Origin of the sequence: Pseudoalteromonas sp. SG44-17 (genome assembly GCF_014164235.1) — a bacterium.
Taxonomy (GTDB): Bacteria; Pseudomonadota; Gammaproteobacteria; order Enterobacterales; family Alteromonadaceae; genus Pseudoalteromonas; species Pseudoalteromonas rhizosphaerae.
Window position 1 is genome coordinate 84,579 of the sequence record NZ_JACJEV010000003.1, and the last position, 17,189, is coordinate 101,767.

Sequence of the window (17,189 nt, forward strand, 5' to 3'; positions counted from 1 at the left end):
AAGTTTATATCCAACGGTACGCTATAAACTTTATCCAAGCTGCTTGTTTAAACTGCTATTAATAACTTACTCTGCTTCTAAACAGCTCAGTTATCCCTCAAAAATAAATCAGCGGCCTTTTAGGTCGCTGATTCATTTCCAACTCAATAGCTTACAAGCCAAATACCACTTTTTCACTTTTCAGCATACGCGCGCTTAAAAAACTAAAGGCTGCACATAATACCAGTGTGATCACTGTTGATAGCAGTAACTGCGGGATAGGAATGGGATTACCTTTAATAAATTCCATTAATGCAAACTGCTGTGCTGCTATCGGCAACCACTGCACCTTATCTGTCGCAATATCATAAGTAGTTATCATGCTTAACGCCATTGGGATAAATAACACCATAGTGACGTAAGATTGCGCTTCTTTAAATGACTTAGCCATAAAAGACACAAACACTTGTAAGCTTGCCGACATCAACGCGATAGGTAGGCATATCGCGATACTAAATAACATAAACGCAGGGGTAATAGTGATGCTAAAGCCCATTTGCTGCCACGGCACCATTGCATACGAAAACTTAGAGACAACTAAAATAACCACTAAACCTAACATCGAAAACGTGGTGATAGCGCCTATTTTAGCAAGCACAATATGTAAACTATGTAATGGATGACTCAACAATAACGATAAAGAATTACGCTCTCGCTCACCCGCACTGGTATCAATTGCCAAATTCATCGCCGCGTAAAATAAAGCTAAAATAAGTGTTAATACGACAATACCCAAAATCATGCCACCTTTTGAATCAGGTGTAGCTTGATCATGTACTTCAATCACGATTGCACGCATCAAACTCGGATCCACACCACGAGAGACTAATCTCAGGCTCGCTATTTCAGAGCTGTACAATGCTATTGCTTTTTCAACTTGGTTGATATGTTTACGCAACTTATCATCAGATTTATCTGCAATTAGCGTTACCGTAGCTGGGCGCCCTTCGCTCATTTTTTGTTGATAGTCATCACTGATTGATAAAGTAATATCTTTACGCTCATTAGCATCAGTACTGGCAAAAATATCACGACTATTAAGGTGAGCAATAAGTCCTGGTGCACTATCGCTATTTTCAATATTAATTTTTAGTGCTTCAGGCGATGCTAATTGCTGTAGCAAAACACTCATTAATAAGCACACACCAATTGGTGCACCTATCGCATAATACAGCCCCGCCATTATCGAGCGTTTATCACGGCTGGCATCCATCACTTCTTTTTTAAATAACACTGTTAATAAATTAATCATGCTGCAATCCCCTCATCACTACCAATTAAGGCGACAAATGCTTCTTCTAATGTCTCTTTACCTGCATGTTCACACAGCTCAGCCACTGAACCTTGTGCAATCACTTGACCATTGGCCATGATCACCACGTGATCACATAACGCTGCAACTTCTTGCATAACATGCGATGAAAATAACACGCAGTGCCCTTGCGCCTTTAATAACAGCAACAGCTCTCTTAATATGCGGGTACTCATTACATCAAGCCCACGGGTTGGTTCATCTAAAATAATGTTTGATGGGTTATGAACCACGGCTTGTGCTAAGGCGGTTTTCATCCGTTGGCCTTGCGAAAAGCCTTGGCAACGGCGATCGGCAATATCATTCATAGCTAATTTATTTATCACATCTATTGTCGCTTGTTTTGCATCACTGGCATTGAGACCACTGAGCTGGGCAAAAAAAGTAATGTATTCCCTTGGTGTTAATCGCTCATACAAGCCACACGGATCAGGAAACAATCCTAGTTTTTGCTTTGCTACCATCGGCTCTTTGGCAACATCAATGCCGTCAATTTCAGCATTTCCGCTATCAGCCTTTAACAATCCAAATACGGTGCGTAAACAAGTGGTTTTACCTGCGCCATTTGGCCCTAGGAGGCCAGTTATCTTGCCGTCCTGTGCAGTAAAACTTAAACCATTTAGCGCATTAACATCGCCAATCTTCTTATTTAGGTTGGTTACTTTAATCATCACTTACTCCTTGTTAGCTGCATCAGCTGGGTGGCTATTGGCAACGGCTACGCCGTTAATATTCATAAAAAACGGTTTGTCATTTGCATCATTAATACAGGTTTTGTCAATGTCTTGCATACTTTGCTGGTCGATAAACTTGGCAATGATTTTCGGCGCACAGGTTTGTGAGCCAATGCCATGGGTGGCAGTCGGTGCAACTAAGTGGGTGGCATTTGTCATCTCAACCATCGCAAGCTCGGCCCAACTTGCAGGTGTAGCAGGATCGCGTCCACCAGAAAGAAGTAACGTTGGCGTACTGGTTTTTAGCGGCTGATAAAATGTTTCGTCAACGGCTTTTACATTCAGAATTGGGCACGCTATATCCAACCCCGCAATCATTGCTTTGCCCATATAAGTTTTACTGTACTGAGCGCGGGTTTGCGTTGTTAAGCGTGGCCAATCTTCACCACAAACGATGGCGTTATGCATACCCATTGCTAAAGATTGTGTTAAATCAACATTCGCCATCATGCCAGCCAATGGTGAATAGTCACCCCTTAGTGCTTTTTCAATAACCATTGGTACAATCGCACGTTGTGCATGGCCGTAAAGCGCAAATCGTATCGCACTGTAAAGCTTCATTTTAGTAATTGTAAAATCAATAAGGTCATTGGTGCGTGGGTGTCTAACCTGTGTTTGTACAGGCTGTTGTTCAAGCCTCGTAAGCAATGAATTAAAGTTATTTGCTAAGTTAGGGTATTGGGCTGCGCATAAAGCATCAGTTTCGCAGCGCTTGAATAATGCAGCCAGTGAACCATCAACCGCTCCGCCTATGGCAGCCAGACTTTGCTGCATTGGCACAACGCCATCTAAGGTACTCGTTAAAACAGCATTAGGAAATTGGCGCATGTATTCTTGCGCTATACGTGTGCCGTATGACACCCCATATAAATGAAAGCCTTTATAACCAAGAGCAACACGCACAGCTTCAAAATCCTTTGCCGCAACAGGCGTAGTAAAATTGCTCAAATCAATATTGAGCTTTGCTTTACATTTTTGCGTATCTTCTGCTCCCATGGCTTGAAGATCGGCAATCACATCATTAAAAGCAAACTGGGTTTTTAGGTCATCACTTTCACATTGCAATTGATGTGAATAACCCGTGCCACGCTGGTCAACCAAGACTATGTCACGAGTTTCGCGAGCAAAACGTAAGTTATGGTCAAATATTCTCGCTAAATCTATAGCCCCTTGTCCCGGGCCACCGGCAAAACCAAGTACCGCTTCATCAGGATGACTGGGCTTGATTGCAGGTATAACTGCAAAGTGGATATCAATCTCCCCTTCGCTTGGATCATCTGACAATGGTTGAGCAATACTGCCACACATCAATCGATCAGACAGCCCTTCCATATAGCATGGCGTCAGTTTTGGTTGGTTATTTTGATTATTTTCTGCGTATGACGCAGTTGATGCAACCATTAAAATTGGCATCACCACTTTAATTATCAGTCTATTAAAACAATTTGATATGCTGTTCATTACTTTTCCCTTGTTTGCATTTTACACTTAATGTGATAACTTATTACTTAGTGTATCGGTGTATTAATGTATTAATACAGTAGAGAAAGAGTAATGCTAGAATTTATTAATGTCAACCCCAATAGTGGCGATCCCATTTATAAGCAATTACATGAACAAATTGTGCGTTTAATTGTAGGTGAGCAAATAGCTGCAGGTGAAGAGCTTCCGTCCGTGAGAAAAATAGCGGATCACTTTGCTGTTAATCCTATGACAGTTTCCAGAGCGATTGGTCAGTTAGTGGATCAAGGTTGGTTAGAACGACGCCGTGGCCAAGCAACCCGTGTCGCACAAAAAACAGCACAACAAACCGATCAACAAGAGAGCTTACTTTTTAAAGCTATCGATCAACTTATTCAGCAAGCCAAACAACTCGATGTGCCACAACCGACTTTAACCGAACTAATAAAAAAACGGTGGGAATTATAACAATGACACAACCACTTCTTAGCTATAAAAATGTCTCTAAACATTACAACCAACGTCTGATATTAAACAACATCAACCTTAATGTTGAGCCTGGCATGGTGATTGGTTTATTAGGTAAAAATGGTGCAGGTAAAACAACCTTATTACGTAGCGCGCTGGGTTTAGTAAAGCCTGATGAGGGTGAAGTACAAGCATTAGGTGAATTAAGTCATCAATTAAGTGCCAGCAGTAAACAAAAAATTGGTTATGTCGCCCAGCAAACGTTTGGTTATGAAGGTTTTAAAATTGCTGACGCTTTGGCATTACATCGCAGTTTTTACCCAAATTGGGATATGCAATTAGAAGCAAAATGGCTCGCGCGCTTTGAATTGAATAGCAAGGATGCGATTAATGATCTCTCAATCGGCCAGCGTCAAACTTTGGCCCTTATTATGGCCATGGCCTACAGACCCCAGCTACTTATTTTAGACGAGCCGGTGGCGAGCTTAGACCCAATTGCTAGACGCGAATTTATGAGTGATCTTTTCGATTTAGCAATAGATTCGGGCTCCGGAATTTTATTTTCATCACATATCACCTCTGACATAGAGCGCGTCGCCAGCCACATTGCACTTATAAAACAAGGCGAGTTACTTTTACTCGACGAATTAGATGTCATTCGCGACACCGTTAGAAAAGTCAGCTTTAAAGAGTCGACGATTGATCTCAGTGCATACAAGGTACTTAACAGGCAGCAAAATTGTGCCATTATTTATGGCTATACAGGTGAAACTGTTGTTGGTGCTCTAGCAATCAATACACTGTCTCTTGAACAGCTGTTTGTGGAGTTACATGGATGATGCAAGCCAGTAAATGTCCATGGTATCAAGGTGCTGTCAGTTTTTGGTTAAAAGACGTCGGCTGTGCCAGTTATTTCATCGCTGCAATTATAACGACATTACTATGCCTTATAGCTACAGGTATTGAAGATCTGATCGGACTAATGATCATGTTTTCAATTATTTGTATGTACAGCGCGATAGCTTGGCAAAGTATTCGCTTGCAAGCCACTGAATGGCAGAGTTTAGTTGTTGGTTACCGTAAACATGTGATGTTTCAAGGTAAAGTATTCATTATATTGAGTAACTTAATTTCTATCTTGAGTATCATAATTGCGGGCAATATCAATCTATTAGCAACGCTCACGATGGCCAATCTTGTTGGCATTATTATCTGGTTTTTAAATCGCTCATTCAGCCATTTATTTACCTCTGTTTGCTATTTCAGCTTCTTTATAGCTACCTTAGTGTGTGTGCTTATTGAGCAACTGCCAGTTTGGCTAATACCCGTTAACGTCGTTGCTTTTATTGCTATCGTGTTATTTCATAAAAGCTTTACATCTGCGTACAAATGGCGCCCCGATTCATTACTAAATTATCGTAATGGTCTGCAATCTGGTTGGTCGCCAGTTCCCAGTGGTTTTTTATCAAATTACGGCAGCTCAATTAATAAAGGGTTATTCCCTCTTAGCTACTTTGTTGGCTCTGGACTCTCTCAATACCTTATTTTAATTACACTTTTATGTTTTTTCGGTGTAGTGGCGAATCTATTTTATAATATCACTGAGCAGGCCATTTTTGTTTTAACGCTGAATTTATTCGCGATTGTTACATTAAGTTTATGGAGCAAAGTACAAAAGCAAAACTCATGGGAGCTGTTATTTACCCTACCAATTTACAACACTAGCTACAGCGCAAAAGTCGCACTTAGTTACAGTGTTTTAAAATTAGCAGCACTCGTAGCTTTACTGTGTTTTAGCACAGCAGCTGCGCTTACTCTTGCTAACCAAGAGTTGTTACTAGTTAATGCTTTAAGTTACTCGTTAGCCTGTGCTGCTGGTTTACTACTTAGCTTTGCGATCGGTAATATTTGCAAAAACATAAACTTACTAAGTGTAATTTTATGCTTAACGTTTGGATTAAATATGGGCCTAGCAAACTATATGTTTGACCACGGTGATAGCTTAACTCTGCTTGTATTAATGAGTCTCTATGCGACAGCTATGGCGGGAGCAAATCACTTAACCGCTAGGTACTTATAGTAATTAAGGCCAATCATTGAATTGAACTTCGTCGTTAATAAAGTTTAGGGCATGTGATTGGCGCCCAGCCCATTTAAAAGTATTTGCCCATGGTAGTTCTAGCTGCTGAAGAATAAACTCATAAACAGCATTTTAAATTATCGAAAAACAATAACTTTTTATTGTTTAAAGTTCATTTTAATGGCATCTTAGTTTTTTAACTTAAAGGAACTAAAATGAAAGCTCTCTGTTTAAACCTCTTGCTATCGATGACCCTGTTGATCCTAACGGCATGTACAACAATAGAAGTTAAGGAGTCACACTTTATTAAACCAGATCAGGGGATTGATCTAACCATACTCCAGAATATTAATAATACAGCAAATTTAAACCCTATTGAGATTACAGCGTTTGATGGCATTAAACTTCGCGGAACTCTTATAACCGTCGCAAACGCTAAAGCCACTATAGTCTACTTTGGGGGAAATCAGTTCAGAGTTGATATTGCTGCAAAACAGCCCTTAGAGGCACTATTGCCACTACAAACAAATATAGTGATGTTTGATCATCGTGGCTATGGAAAAAGTGATGGCTCACCTACCGTTAGTAACCTAAAGCAAGATGCACTTAGTATATTTGATTACGTAAAACAGAATCCTCGCATTAACAACAAACCAATTATTTTGCATGGACACTCTTTAGGAAGCGTAATAGCAGGCTATGTCACAACGAAAAGAAACATTGATGGCTTAGTACTCGAAGGCAGTATTACTAATGTTCAAGAAATGACCGACACTAGAGTTCCTTGGTACGCAAAACCTTTTATCACTATTAACTACTCTGATGGCTTACTTGAGTTTGATAACCTTAAAATTGTAAAACAATATAAATCACCGCTGCTAATTATAACGGGTGAAAATGATACACAAACACCAATCTCATTGGCAAAGTCTTTATTCAAACATGCTGCATCCAGTCAAAAGCAATTATATATCGCATCTGGAAAACACCATGGCGATACGCTAAATGGAACTGAATTAAAGCCTCATTATGAGGTATTATTAACTCAATTAACGTCAAGCAGCTTATAACAATGAAGAAAATAATTTGGATGAGCAATATCATTTTAACCTTACTATTACTCAGCTTATTCACTATATTGATCACCCTAAGTATGGTGTTATTCACTAGCTCAGAGCTAAATTTAGGCGTCGAAGGTAGCGCTCATATGTGGATAGGTCTTGAAGTCAATGGCTCATGGAGCAACGCAGCTAAACAATTAACAGAAAATCACTATAATGCTTTAGTTTGGCTCGGTTTAATCCAAGTCCTGCCATTTATCATAATAAATATTATTTTACTTCGTTTGTTTTCGCTTTATCGCAAGGGACTGTTTTTTAGCGCTAAAAATATTAGTTGCTTCACATGGCTCGGTGGTGTGTTACTTCTACAATTTGTGATTACTGCCATTTATCCTGCTTTGCTTGTGACCTTAATCAATACTATAACGAGCGACGAGCTTACCCGTATTATATTCATCAGCGATACCGACATTATAGGGTTACTCGCTGGGCTTATAATTTACGTAATAGCTTGGGTAATGAAACAAGCACACCAATTACAACAAGAACAAGAGCTTGTGATTTGATGCCGATAATAATAGATTTAGATGTCATGCTAGCAACACGTAAAATGAAATCAAGCGAGCTGGCTGAAGCCATTGGTATTACACCACAGAATTTATCAGTATTAAAAGCTGGCAGAGCGAAGGCTGTGCGCTTTAGTACCCTTGATGCCATATGTGAGCATCTAGAGTGTCAACCAGGCGATATACTTAGGTATATTGAAGAGGATAACAAATAAAAAACGGCCATTTTTTTAATGGCCGTTTTGCTGTTTAAATAAAATAATTTAAAACACTTATAGTGAGAATGTACGGCCTATCGACAATACAATACGCTCATCTGCAGTATCAATATCTAGGCTGGTGTTCTCGCCCGCTACCTCAATATCAAAACCCGCTAAACTTGTTTGATAAGCAAGACGATAGTGGTTATACGATTTACCATCGGTATCCCATGCGAACTTATCGCCATCGAGTGAATTTGAAATATCAAAGCTGGCACGCAGTGCGTGATTAGGTGCAAGTTCAATGGTGTGTGCAACCATAGAAATCACATGACCTGCGCCGGTACCAAAATAATCCCAGCTATACCAAAAGTTAAGCTCTGTTTGCCCTAACTCACTTGCGTAACCAAATTTAGTGTAGGCTTCAAAGTAGTTACCATCGCTTGAGTTGCTTTGCCCATGGTAACTGTAATACGCAAGGCCGTAATCAATACTGAGCGCTTCATTTAACTGCGCATAGCGACCGAAGTAAGCATCCCATTCAATATTTGTGTCGTCACCAAAGTCAACGTTTGACGCCCACGTGCCAGCATACATGCCTGATTCGCCAAATGAATAATCAAGGCTACCTTGTAACGCTGGGTCGTTTTGCGTTTGGCTCACACCATTAAAGGTATAATCTGATGCGCCGGTTACGGTTGCTGACCAATCAGCCAATACTGAGGTTGAAAAAAGTGCAAACGGTAATGCGACTGCTAATAATGTTTTTTGTGTTGTCATGTTAATTCCTTCGCTACTGTATAAGCTAATATCTAGCTAGCTGATTCAATTTTTGTGTAGTCAATTTTGTTGTCTTTCGGCGAACTATCAATGTTACTCACAGTTTTAACTTTGCTATAGGCAATATAGGCTGCACACGCAAAGAACAAACCAATCACTAACACTCCGACCCACTGGATTTGTAGAAAGTTCTGCTTAAATAATAGGGTTAATAATGAAAGAGCGACAACATTTAGCGCAATATATTTAAATTTACCTAAACGTTTAACCGTCATACCCATATTGTCGGTGTATAAACGGATCAGTGAATCAAGCGAGTTGATCACAAACACTACGCCAACAAATACCATTGCTATATTTTTGATCCCTTGTGTATCAATGCCTGCTTCGTGATACTGATAAAGCACGCCAAACCAAATTGCGATTGGGATTGAAGGGAAAATTAACATTGCCCCCAATACTTGATAGGTTTTTAATCCACCGACAAAACGTGAAGTGAATTGGCCAATCATAATACTCCACGCAAACCACCAAAATAAATAAAACTCATGGTAATCATTGAGTGGCAGTACAAACTGATTAATATTGCCAAAGTAACTACCAATTAACGTTAAATTATTTGTAAAATCTGACACTTGGCCATTTTCGCCCATAAATGCGCCAAACCACATAAAACCAATTAGTGCTATAAATAACCAGGTAGTTGAAATACTTAGAAAACGTACATATTTAATATCGGTGCTTGAATACACCGCAAAGCAAATAGCTGCGAATACAATTAAATAAAATGACGGAATAATCGACTCACCATCACCAAGACTAGGTAAATACCAAGGTAGGTTAGAGAGCAATAAGAAAGCGGTGAAGGCACAAGTACCAATAATAACTACATTATTGATTAATTTAACCCAAGGAATTTCGAAAAATTTCACTTTAGGTTCTATTACACAGAAATAAAAGCACGTAAGGAAATAGAATCCCCAGATCAGAAAGCCCCAATAACCAAACTCGATAGCTAGTGGATTGGCAAACGCGTACTCTGGGCTTGCTTTTATGTCTGCATAACCTGCAAACTCAGTGAGTGGAAACATGATCAAGCCAACATCTAAGCCTGATGTAAATAAGATGGCGATAAAGGTAAATGTTCTTACCGGTGTGACGCCAACACACTTTACATTGCCCCATTTTACTAAAATTGCAACAATTGCTAGTAGGGTGAAAATAATGCCTGCGCTAAGCCATAAGGTCATAATTCCCTCCCCAAAATAAATGAAAATACATCATTACGTCTCCGTGTTTTTAGTCTCGCATTAACGCACCACAAACAACTTATGATGCGCGCCACTGCAAGCCCCAAGGTACAAAATGTACCCCAGGTGGCCTGGTTAGATCTCCGAACTACGCTGCACAGTTTGCCATTGAGATTCAACAGCAACCTTTACTTGCGATTTACTAAGTGGTGGCTTACCTAAAATTAGATCAGCCGCTTTTTCTGCCACCATAATGGTTGGCGCATTTAAATTTCCGTTAGGAACTGTTGGGAAGATTGATGAATCCACCACATGCAGTCCCTCAATGCCATGTACTTGAGTATTTGAGTTTACTACTGCCAGTTCATCTTCACCCATTTTGCATGAACATGAAGGATGGTAAGCACTCTCAACTGCCTGACGTACAAAAGCATCTATTTGTTCATCGGTTTGAATCTCTTTACCTGGTTGGATTTCGCCATCGCGGTAATCATCAAACGCACTTTGCTCAATGATTTCACGCGTTAAACGCACACAGGCTCTAAACCCTTCAATATCATCTTGATGCTGTAAATAGTTAAATTGGATCTTAGGTGCAACCGTTGGATCAGCCGATTTAATTGTTACTGCACCGCGGCTTTTAGGCTTGTTATGCCCTACATGGACCTGAAAACCATGGCCATCAAAAGCACTTTTACCGTCATAACGAATTGCCGCAGGTAAAAAGTGATATTGAATATCAGGCCACTCAACCCCCGGTTTTGAGCGAATAAATGCACAAGATTCAAAATGATTAGTCGCCCCAAGACCGCTGCGGTTTAATAACCAACGCGCGCCAATAAGGCCCTTTGAAATAAGGCCAAGCTTGCCGTTTAAGGTAATTGGCTGCTTACACTTATACTGGAAATAAAACTCCAAGTGATCTTGCAGATTTTGCCCAACCCCAGGTAAATGGTGCTTAACCTCGATACCCGCTGCTTTAAGTATTTCGCTGTCGCCAATACCAGAAAGTTGCAATAAATGCGGTGAACCAATCGGACCGGCACTTAAAATAACGTCTTTACTGGCCTTTGCTTTAACAATATCGCCATTAACTTTGTACTGCACACCAACGGCTTTTTTGCCTTCAAGCAACACCTTTTCAGCCAACGCACCAGTAACAATAACTAAGTTTTTACGTGACTTCACTGGGTCTAAATATTCACGACTTGCAGAGCTGCGCACACCGTCTTTAACGGTCATGTGCATTGGACCAAAACCCTCTTGCTGCGCTGCGTTATAATCGTCAGTGGCTGCATATCCGGCTTGCTGGCCCGCTTTGATAAAGGCTTTATAAAGCGGGTTCGCCATTTCGTTACCGTTGTTCACACCCAAAGGGCCGCTATCACCACGATAGTCGTTTTTACCTAAATAGAATGATTCTGCTTTTTGAAAATACGGTAAACAGGATTGATAATCCCACCCTTGTGCACCATGTTGTTGCCATTCATCAAAGTCTTTAGCATGGCCACGTACATACACCATGCCATTGATAGATGATGAGCCACCTAACACTTTGCCACGCGGGCAGTGCATTTGACGATCATCTAGATGCGGTTCAGCTTCACTATGAAACTGCCACGCGTATTTATCTGAATTCATCGGAATTGATAGCGCGGTAGGCATTTTAATGAAAATGCTTTTATCGCTGCCGCCAGTCTCTAATAATAAAACGCGGTTGCGGCTATCTTCGGATAAACGATTAGCCAGTACACAGCCCGCCGACCCTGCACCCACTATGATGTAATCATACGTTAGTGCAGTCATTAAAATGGGCTCTCTATATTAGTCATACCGACATAAATCGATTTAGTTTGGGTGTAATGATCAAGTGTTTCAATGCCATTTTCACGACCGATACCTGACTGCTTATAACCGCCCACAGGCATTTCTGCTGGCGAATTGCCGTAGCTGTTGATCCAACAAATACCTGCTTGCAGCTGATGAATAACACGGTGTGCGCGCTTAATATCTTTGGTAAACACGCCTGCAGCAAGGCCTAAGTGAGTATCGTTAGCACGGTGAATTACATCATCTTCGTCATCAAACGTTAATACGCTCATTACGGGACCAAAGATTTCTTCTTTGACGATCGTCATATCATCAGTGCAATCAATAAATACCGTTGGTGCAACAAAGTAACCGTTTGGTGCAGAGGCTGGGCTAAGCGTTTTACCACCCGTTAATAACGTTGCACCTTCGCTGATGCCTTTATCGATATAGCTCATCACTAATTGTTGATGCTTTTTGGAAATTAATGCGCCAAAGTTAACGTTAGGATCGAGTGGATCGCCCGCTATAATATTTTCTTCAGTGCGTGTTTTAAGCTCATCAATAAATTGCTGATAAACATTTTTGTGTACATAAATACGGGTGCAGTTAGTGCAAATTTCACCTTGCGTATAAAAATTACCTAACATTGCAGCACTTACTGCCTGTGAAATATCGGCATCATCAAATACTAGCAGTGGTGATTTACCACCAAGTTCCATGGTGACATCTTTTAATGAACCCGCAGCACTAGCAACTACTTTTTTACCTGTGCCTACTTCGCCGGTAAACGATACTTTCTCAATATCAGCTGATTGTGTTAACCACTGGCCGACTTCTGCTGCACCTTGCACCACGTTAAACACACCCGCTGGTACACCCGCTTCGATGAATATTTCGGCAAGCTTAATTGCGCCAAGTGGCGTTTCTTCAGAAGGTTTAAAAATAAATGCATTTCCGGCAGCCAAAGCTGGGCCGGATTTCCAACAAGCGATTTGCAGCGGGTAGTTCCACGCACCGATTCCGGCACAAATCCCTAATGGCTCTTTACGGGTATAATAAAAATCTTCGCCAACCATTTGCTGCTGGCCAACTTGGGCAGGTGCTAGCCCTGCAAAATACTCGATTACATCAGCGCCAGTTTGCACATCAACACACTCGGCTTCTTGCCATGGTTTACCGGTATCTAGCACTTCTATTTTTGCAAGTAAATCATTACGCTCGCGCAATAATGCAACCGCTTTTAGTAAGATACGACTACGTTCAATCGGACTCATAGTTGACCATGCAGCAAATCCTTGTTTAGCACTTTGAATAGCCGCATTTTGAATAAACGCATCTGCCACTTCTACATAATAAATTACGTCATCTGTTGCTGGGTTTTTAACTGCAAATGTTTCGCCACTTTGATTTTTTAAAAAGTGACCATTGATAAAGTTTTGATAAACAGGTGTTGTCACATTAAGCTCCATACTGTTTGATAAGTGAACATACAAAGTTTTTTGCTAGCTGTTCACAATGTGCAAATTGATCTTGATCAGACTTACTTAGTACCGCTCTTAACCATAAGCCATCGATCATTGCCGCACATAATTGCGCTGCAAGTTTGGCTTCATCATCACCCATCAATTGTTTAAATGAGCTGACTAAATTACTAAGAAGTCGTCGGCTATTTACGTTCTGTAAGCGATGCAACTGAACATCGTGCATCGATTGCGCCCAAAAGCTTAACCAAGTTTTAGTGGTATCGCTGCGCTGTTGTAATCTGGCAAAGTTAGCTTCTATTATCAGCATTAACCTTTGCTCAGGGGTCGTTGTTGGCGTTACTTGTTTGATCAGCTCGTGTTTTAGATTGGTTAATAAATAACGCACAGTGGCTTCTATCAAGCCCTGCTTACCACCAAAATAATGACTAATAATGCCCGACGATAATCCTGCTTTTTTACTGATACTATTAATGGTTGTTGCTTGTAAGCCAAATTCAGCAACCGAACTAATAGTAGCGTCAATTAGCTGCTGACGACGGACAGGTTCCATTCCAACTTTAGGCATATTTTTATTAATTGAACGTTCAATAAAAATAAAGATTAAAGTAATGGAACTGATAATTCAAGGTTGACAAACTGTGAATAGGCTAAAATGAAGAGAGCTAAGTGACCCTAAGTAACTGTCCTAGCGTTGATAAATCGGCTTAGAAAAAAGTTGCGAAAAAAATCGAAAAACAGCTGCTTTTTAAGTAAATGCGAAAAAAATCAGCTATATTAGGTTGAAAATCATATCTGGTTAGTCTCAGGTATCACTTTTAAAATCACAGAATTATCTATCAAAAAAACAAACTACAGGAAACTCGATGTCTAATTTTAATGAATATAAAGTATTGCATGTTGTTGAGGGTGGCTGTGGCACATTGCTGCTAGGTTCGAGCGGGTTACCACTTAAAAGGCTAGAAGCAACACTTAATGATGAAGCACAAAATGGCTGGCAACTGGTATTTCAGGTTATCGAAAGCAAACGTTTTTTGCTATTTTGGTCACGCGAAGCTGTGATCTTAACGTTAGGCAGAAACCGTGCTTAAAGCAATGACGCTTAGTGCAATTCGCCGCTATCAAAAAAATGGCGGCGCTAAGGCACATTTTAATATTAGTTGTAATTTCAGTCCTTCCTGCTCAGAGTTTACTCATCAAGCAATTACTAAATATGGGCTAGTGAAAGGTCTGTTTATTGGCGTAAAAAGAATACGGCGTTGCAATAACCCCGACTGTGTAACCGTAAAATCCGATCCACTTCCTTGAGGCTTATTAATGCCATGACATCAGAACAACTAAATGCTCAAGAAGAGCAGCTTCGTTCAGAAGTAAATGCATTGTCCCCTGAACAGCGTAAACTATTTTACCAGCAAGAAAAGCGTCTCGTTAAAGACCCTGATACTTATGCGGTACTGAATTGGTTTTTTGCCGCAGGTTTACACCACTTTTACTTAGGTAGATTTCAACGTGGTGCGGTGAATTTAACGCTGATGCTAATTGGCATACTCACTATTTATAGCTTTGGCGTATTTTTAATCATCGTCGTTTTGTTAATTGAATTACCACAGCTTTTTAAGAGTCAACGCATCGTCCATCAATATAACAATCAAGTTATGGCTGATATTCTAAAACAACTAACCGACTCTTGATTACTTAAAGCAAATGCTAGATACTGTTTTTTTATACAGTTACGGTGTGTGTTATGAAAAAAGAATTACCCGAAAAATATTATTTAGCCCACTTTAAAGAGCTAATAACATTTATCGACACTCAATGCAGACACTTATTAGAGCAAAAACACGTCGATTTCATTAATAAAGCAAACCGACTTACTGAGCAAGGCCAGTGCATGCTGGCACGCATTTATTCTCGTAAACCTTTACTCGTAGCAATCACCACACTTAATTATAATGAAATAGACAGCCCTGCACTGGCACTCGAAGAGCTAAAAACAGCACAGCTCATTAGTCATCCAAATTACACCGACTATCAACACGTACTCGCACATCTAACTAAACCCGCATTGCTAGCACTACTCGCGCCTTTCGATATCCAACCTAGTATTAAAAAAAGCGTCACTAAAGCACAACTGGTAGCACAGACTTGCGATTTTTTTGCTACTAAGCCGGAACATTTAACCTGCCTTTATAACCAGTTTGTTATTAATAACCGCTTTGCTGTGTATGAATACTTTGAATTTCTATACATAGGCCGCTTAAGCACTGGTGATATTAACCATCAAAATAGCTTTGTACTGCGTGATTTGGGCCTAAGAACCACACGAGAAAACCATACAGTAAGTTTAGCTCGCTTTGATACACGTGAAGAGGCGCAATCTAACTACGCGCTAAATCGTTATCGCATGGCATTTAAAAGCGCGCAAAGTGATGACGAATATCAAGCTTTAGCTATTGAGCTTATTAATCAACCGGCCGAAGGTACATTAGCAGTCAACCTTAAAAACAAGCTCCTTTTACGACTTCACCAACAACTAAAAAAATATAATATTGAGCTGTGTTTTACACTTTTAAATGCCTGTGAAAATAGCGCTGAAGCAACTGAATTACAAATACGCGAGCAATACCGCCAAGGTAATAAAGAGTGGGTAAAAATCCAGCTTGAAACCATCATCGAAGATCCGCTCACTGATGATTTACTGTATTTTGCTGATGACTTTTTAATGCGTAAATTTAACAAGCAAACTCGCTCTCGCTTAAGTGCAATGCTCGCCGATACGCAATGTGTTATTGAAATTGACGAAGTTTATCGAAACGATGTAGAGCAAGGTGTTACAGAACACTACACTCAACAAGGGTTAACTGTTTTTTATACCGAAAATACGCTTTGGCAGAGCCTTTTTGGTTTAGTTTTTTGGCGCGAGCTTTATATAGATACTCCCACCCCACCTTGCAATGAGTTTGATATGTTTCCACAATCATTGAGAACCGACTGCTTTTATCATACCCAACACCAACAAATTGAAGCACTACTAGCAAACTGGCAAACACCGGATGATTTACTAAAACACGTTTGTAAAAGTGCCGCCCGTTATTTTGAGCAAGCTAATGGGCTGTTTCGCTGGCATAACGAGCTATTACGACCATTAGAAGTGCTGATTTTAAATAGCTCATTAGCAGCGCTAAAAAGTCACTTAAAGAATATGACCATGCGCTTTATGCAGCTTAAAGATGGTTACCCTGATTTGATGGTGCTAAATGGTAATAAACTCCATTTTGAAGAAGTAAAAGCCCCAGGTGATAAATTAAGACGTAATCAGCTAACAACGATTGATTGCCTCAAAAGTAATGGATTCAATGTACACATTGCGGCCGTAAAATGGGTTAATGATCCCAATCGTATTTACAGCGTGGTCGACATTGAAACCACTGGTAGTTTAAAAGGCGGCAATCGGATCACCGAAATTGGCATAGTTAAAATGCAACACGGCAAAGTAATTGATACTTGGTCAACACTTATCAACCCGCAAATGCGCATTCCTAAGTTTATAGTGTCTTTAACCGGTATTAATGACGCAATGGTAGCAACTGCACCACGCTTTACTGAAATAGCTGAGACTTTACTTAATAAACTAAAAGGCACTATTTTTGTGGCTCACAATGTAAACTTTGATTACGGCTTTATTCGTAAAGAATGTGAAATGGCAGGTATCCACTTTAAAATGCCCAAATTATGTACTGTGGTTGAATCTCGCAAAGCGTTTGCTGGTTTAAAATCATACTCTTTAGGTAACCTCAGTGCGCATTTTGACTTAAACCTGACAAGCCATCACCGAGCACTCGCTGATGCCAGCGCAACCGCTGAGTTACTTTTGCTTATAAAAAAATTTAACTAACTTAATAACTTAAGCTTTTAGCGCAAATGACCCAAAGCCAGCTTTTGCTA

General features: G+C 40.2%; 18 protein-coding genes. 10 read left to right on the forward strand and 8 right to left on the reverse strand.

Features of this window, described 5'->3' with window-relative positions; translation table 11 throughout:
* Positions 1–151: 151 nt before the first annotated feature.
* Genes H5182_RS03240 through H5182_RS03250 form a run of 3 tightly spaced genes read right to left on the reverse strand, consistent with a single transcriptional unit; the run spans position 152 to position 3,546 of the window.
* Positions 152–1,291 carry an ABC transporter permease gene (locus tag H5182_RS03240; RefSeq protein WP_182759516.1) on the reverse strand — a complete coding sequence of 380 codons (1,140 nt, stop codon included), beginning with the start codon at positions 1,289–1,291 and terminating at the stop codon, positions 152–154.
* Positions 1,288–2,022, reverse strand: a complete 735-nt coding sequence (locus tag H5182_RS03245) for an ATP-binding cassette domain-containing protein (protein ID WP_145240830.1) — start codon at positions 2,020–2,022, stop codon at positions 1,288–1,290. Before H5182_RS03245 ends, H5182_RS03240 begins: the two co-directional genes overlap by 4 nt.
* 3 nt (positions 2,023–2,025) lie before the next feature.
* Positions 2,026–3,546, reverse strand: coding sequence for an alpha/beta hydrolase (locus H5182_RS03250; protein WP_182759517.1), 1,521 nt, complete (start codon positions 3,544–3,546; stop codon positions 2,026–2,028).
* Positions 3,547–3,639: 93 nt separating this feature from the next.
* On the opposite strand from H5182_RS03250, the gene H5182_RS03255 reads away from it, so the two are divergent.
* The 6 genes from H5182_RS03255 (at position 3,640) to H5182_RS03280 (ending at position 7,936) form a co-directional block, all read left to right on the forward strand.
* Positions 3,640–4,014, forward strand: a complete 375-nt coding sequence (locus H5182_RS03255) for a GntR family transcriptional regulator (protein ID WP_145240826.1) — start codon at positions 3,640–3,642, stop codon at positions 4,012–4,014.
* Positions 4,015–4,016: 2 nt separating this feature from the next.
* Positions 4,017–4,853: an ABC transporter ATP-binding protein gene (locus H5182_RS03260; RefSeq protein WP_182731148.1), complete on the forward strand. Its 837-nt coding sequence runs from the start codon at positions 4,017–4,019 to the stop codon at positions 4,851–4,853.
* The gene (locus H5182_RS03265; protein WP_182731147.1) at positions 4,850–6,094 is read left to right on the forward strand and encodes a hypothetical protein; all 1,245 of its coding nucleotides are present in this window, start codon (positions 4,850–4,852) and stop codon (positions 6,092–6,094) included. Before H5182_RS03260 ends, H5182_RS03265 begins: the two co-directional genes overlap by 4 nt.
* 215 nt (positions 6,095–6,309) lie before the next feature.
* Positions 6,310–7,164, forward strand: a complete 855-nt coding sequence (locus H5182_RS03270; protein WP_182731146.1) for an alpha/beta hydrolase — start codon at positions 6,310–6,312, stop codon at positions 7,162–7,164.
* A gap of 2 nt (positions 7,165–7,166) precedes the next feature.
* The gene (locus tag H5182_RS03275) at positions 7,167–7,721 is read left to right on the forward strand and encodes a DUF2975 domain-containing protein (RefSeq protein ID WP_182731145.1); all 555 of its coding nucleotides are present in this window, start codon (positions 7,167–7,169) and stop codon (positions 7,719–7,721) included.
* The gene (locus H5182_RS03280) at positions 7,721–7,936 is read left to right on the forward strand and encodes a helix-turn-helix transcriptional regulator (protein ID WP_182731144.1); all 216 of its coding nucleotides are present in this window, start codon (positions 7,721–7,723) and stop codon (positions 7,934–7,936) included. The genes H5182_RS03275 and H5182_RS03280 overlap by 1 nt, the downstream gene beginning before the upstream one ends.
* A gap of 57 nt (positions 7,937–7,993) precedes the next feature.
* On the opposite strand, the gene H5182_RS03285 is transcribed toward H5182_RS03280, so the two are convergent.
* From H5182_RS03285 to betI, 5 genes are all read right to left on the reverse strand, one after another.
* Positions 7,994–8,701, reverse strand: a complete 708-nt coding sequence (locus tag H5182_RS03285) for a TorF family putative porin (protein WP_145240814.1) — start codon at positions 8,699–8,701, stop codon at positions 7,994–7,996.
* 32 nt (positions 8,702–8,733) lie between these two features.
* Positions 8,734–9,951, reverse strand: coding sequence for a BCCT family transporter (locus H5182_RS03290; RefSeq protein WP_145240812.1), 1,218 nt, complete (start codon positions 9,949–9,951; stop codon positions 8,734–8,736).
* A 135-nt stretch (positions 9,952–10,086) separates the two neighbouring features.
* Positions 10,087–11,757 (reverse strand): choline dehydrogenase, encoded by a 1,671-nt coding sequence (gene betA / locus H5182_RS03295; protein ID WP_182759518.1) that lies wholly within the window; start codon positions 11,755–11,757, stop codon positions 10,087–10,089.
* Positions 11,757–13,220, reverse strand: a complete 1,464-nt coding sequence (gene betB, locus H5182_RS03300) for a betaine-aldehyde dehydrogenase (protein WP_145240808.1) — start codon at positions 13,218–13,220, stop codon at positions 11,757–11,759. Before betB ends, betA begins: the two co-directional genes overlap by 1 nt.
* Position 13,221: 1 nt before the next feature.
* On the reverse strand, positions 13,222–13,812 hold the full coding sequence (gene betI / locus H5182_RS03305) for a transcriptional regulator BetI (protein WP_145240806.1): 591 nt from the start codon (positions 13,810–13,812) through the stop codon (positions 13,222–13,224).
* Between the two features lie 298 nt (positions 13,813–14,110).
* On the opposite strand from betI, the gene H5182_RS03310 reads away from it, so the two are divergent.
* Genes H5182_RS03310 through H5182_RS03325 form a run of 4 tightly spaced genes read left to right on the forward strand, consistent with a single transcriptional unit; the run spans position 14,111 to position 17,139 of the window.
* Entirely contained in the window at positions 14,111–14,335 is a 225-nt protein-coding gene (locus H5182_RS03310) for a DUF4177 domain-containing protein (RefSeq protein WP_145240804.1), read from the forward strand.
* 4 nt (positions 14,336–14,339) lie between these two features.
* A complete protein-coding gene (yidD, locus tag H5182_RS03315) occupies positions 14,340–14,552 on the forward strand; it encodes a membrane protein insertion efficiency factor YidD (RefSeq protein ID WP_220491300.1) in 213 nt (70 codons plus the stop codon).
* Between the two features lie 14 nt (positions 14,553–14,566).
* Positions 14,567–14,935, forward strand: coding sequence for a TM2 domain-containing protein (locus H5182_RS03320; RefSeq protein WP_182718001.1), 369 nt, complete (start codon positions 14,567–14,569; stop codon positions 14,933–14,935).
* A gap of 53 nt (positions 14,936–14,988) precedes the next feature.
* Positions 14,989–17,139, forward strand: coding sequence for an exonuclease domain-containing protein (locus H5182_RS03325; protein WP_182759519.1), 2,151 nt, complete (start codon positions 14,989–14,991; stop codon positions 17,137–17,139).
* Positions 17,140–17,189: the final 50 nt, after the last annotated feature.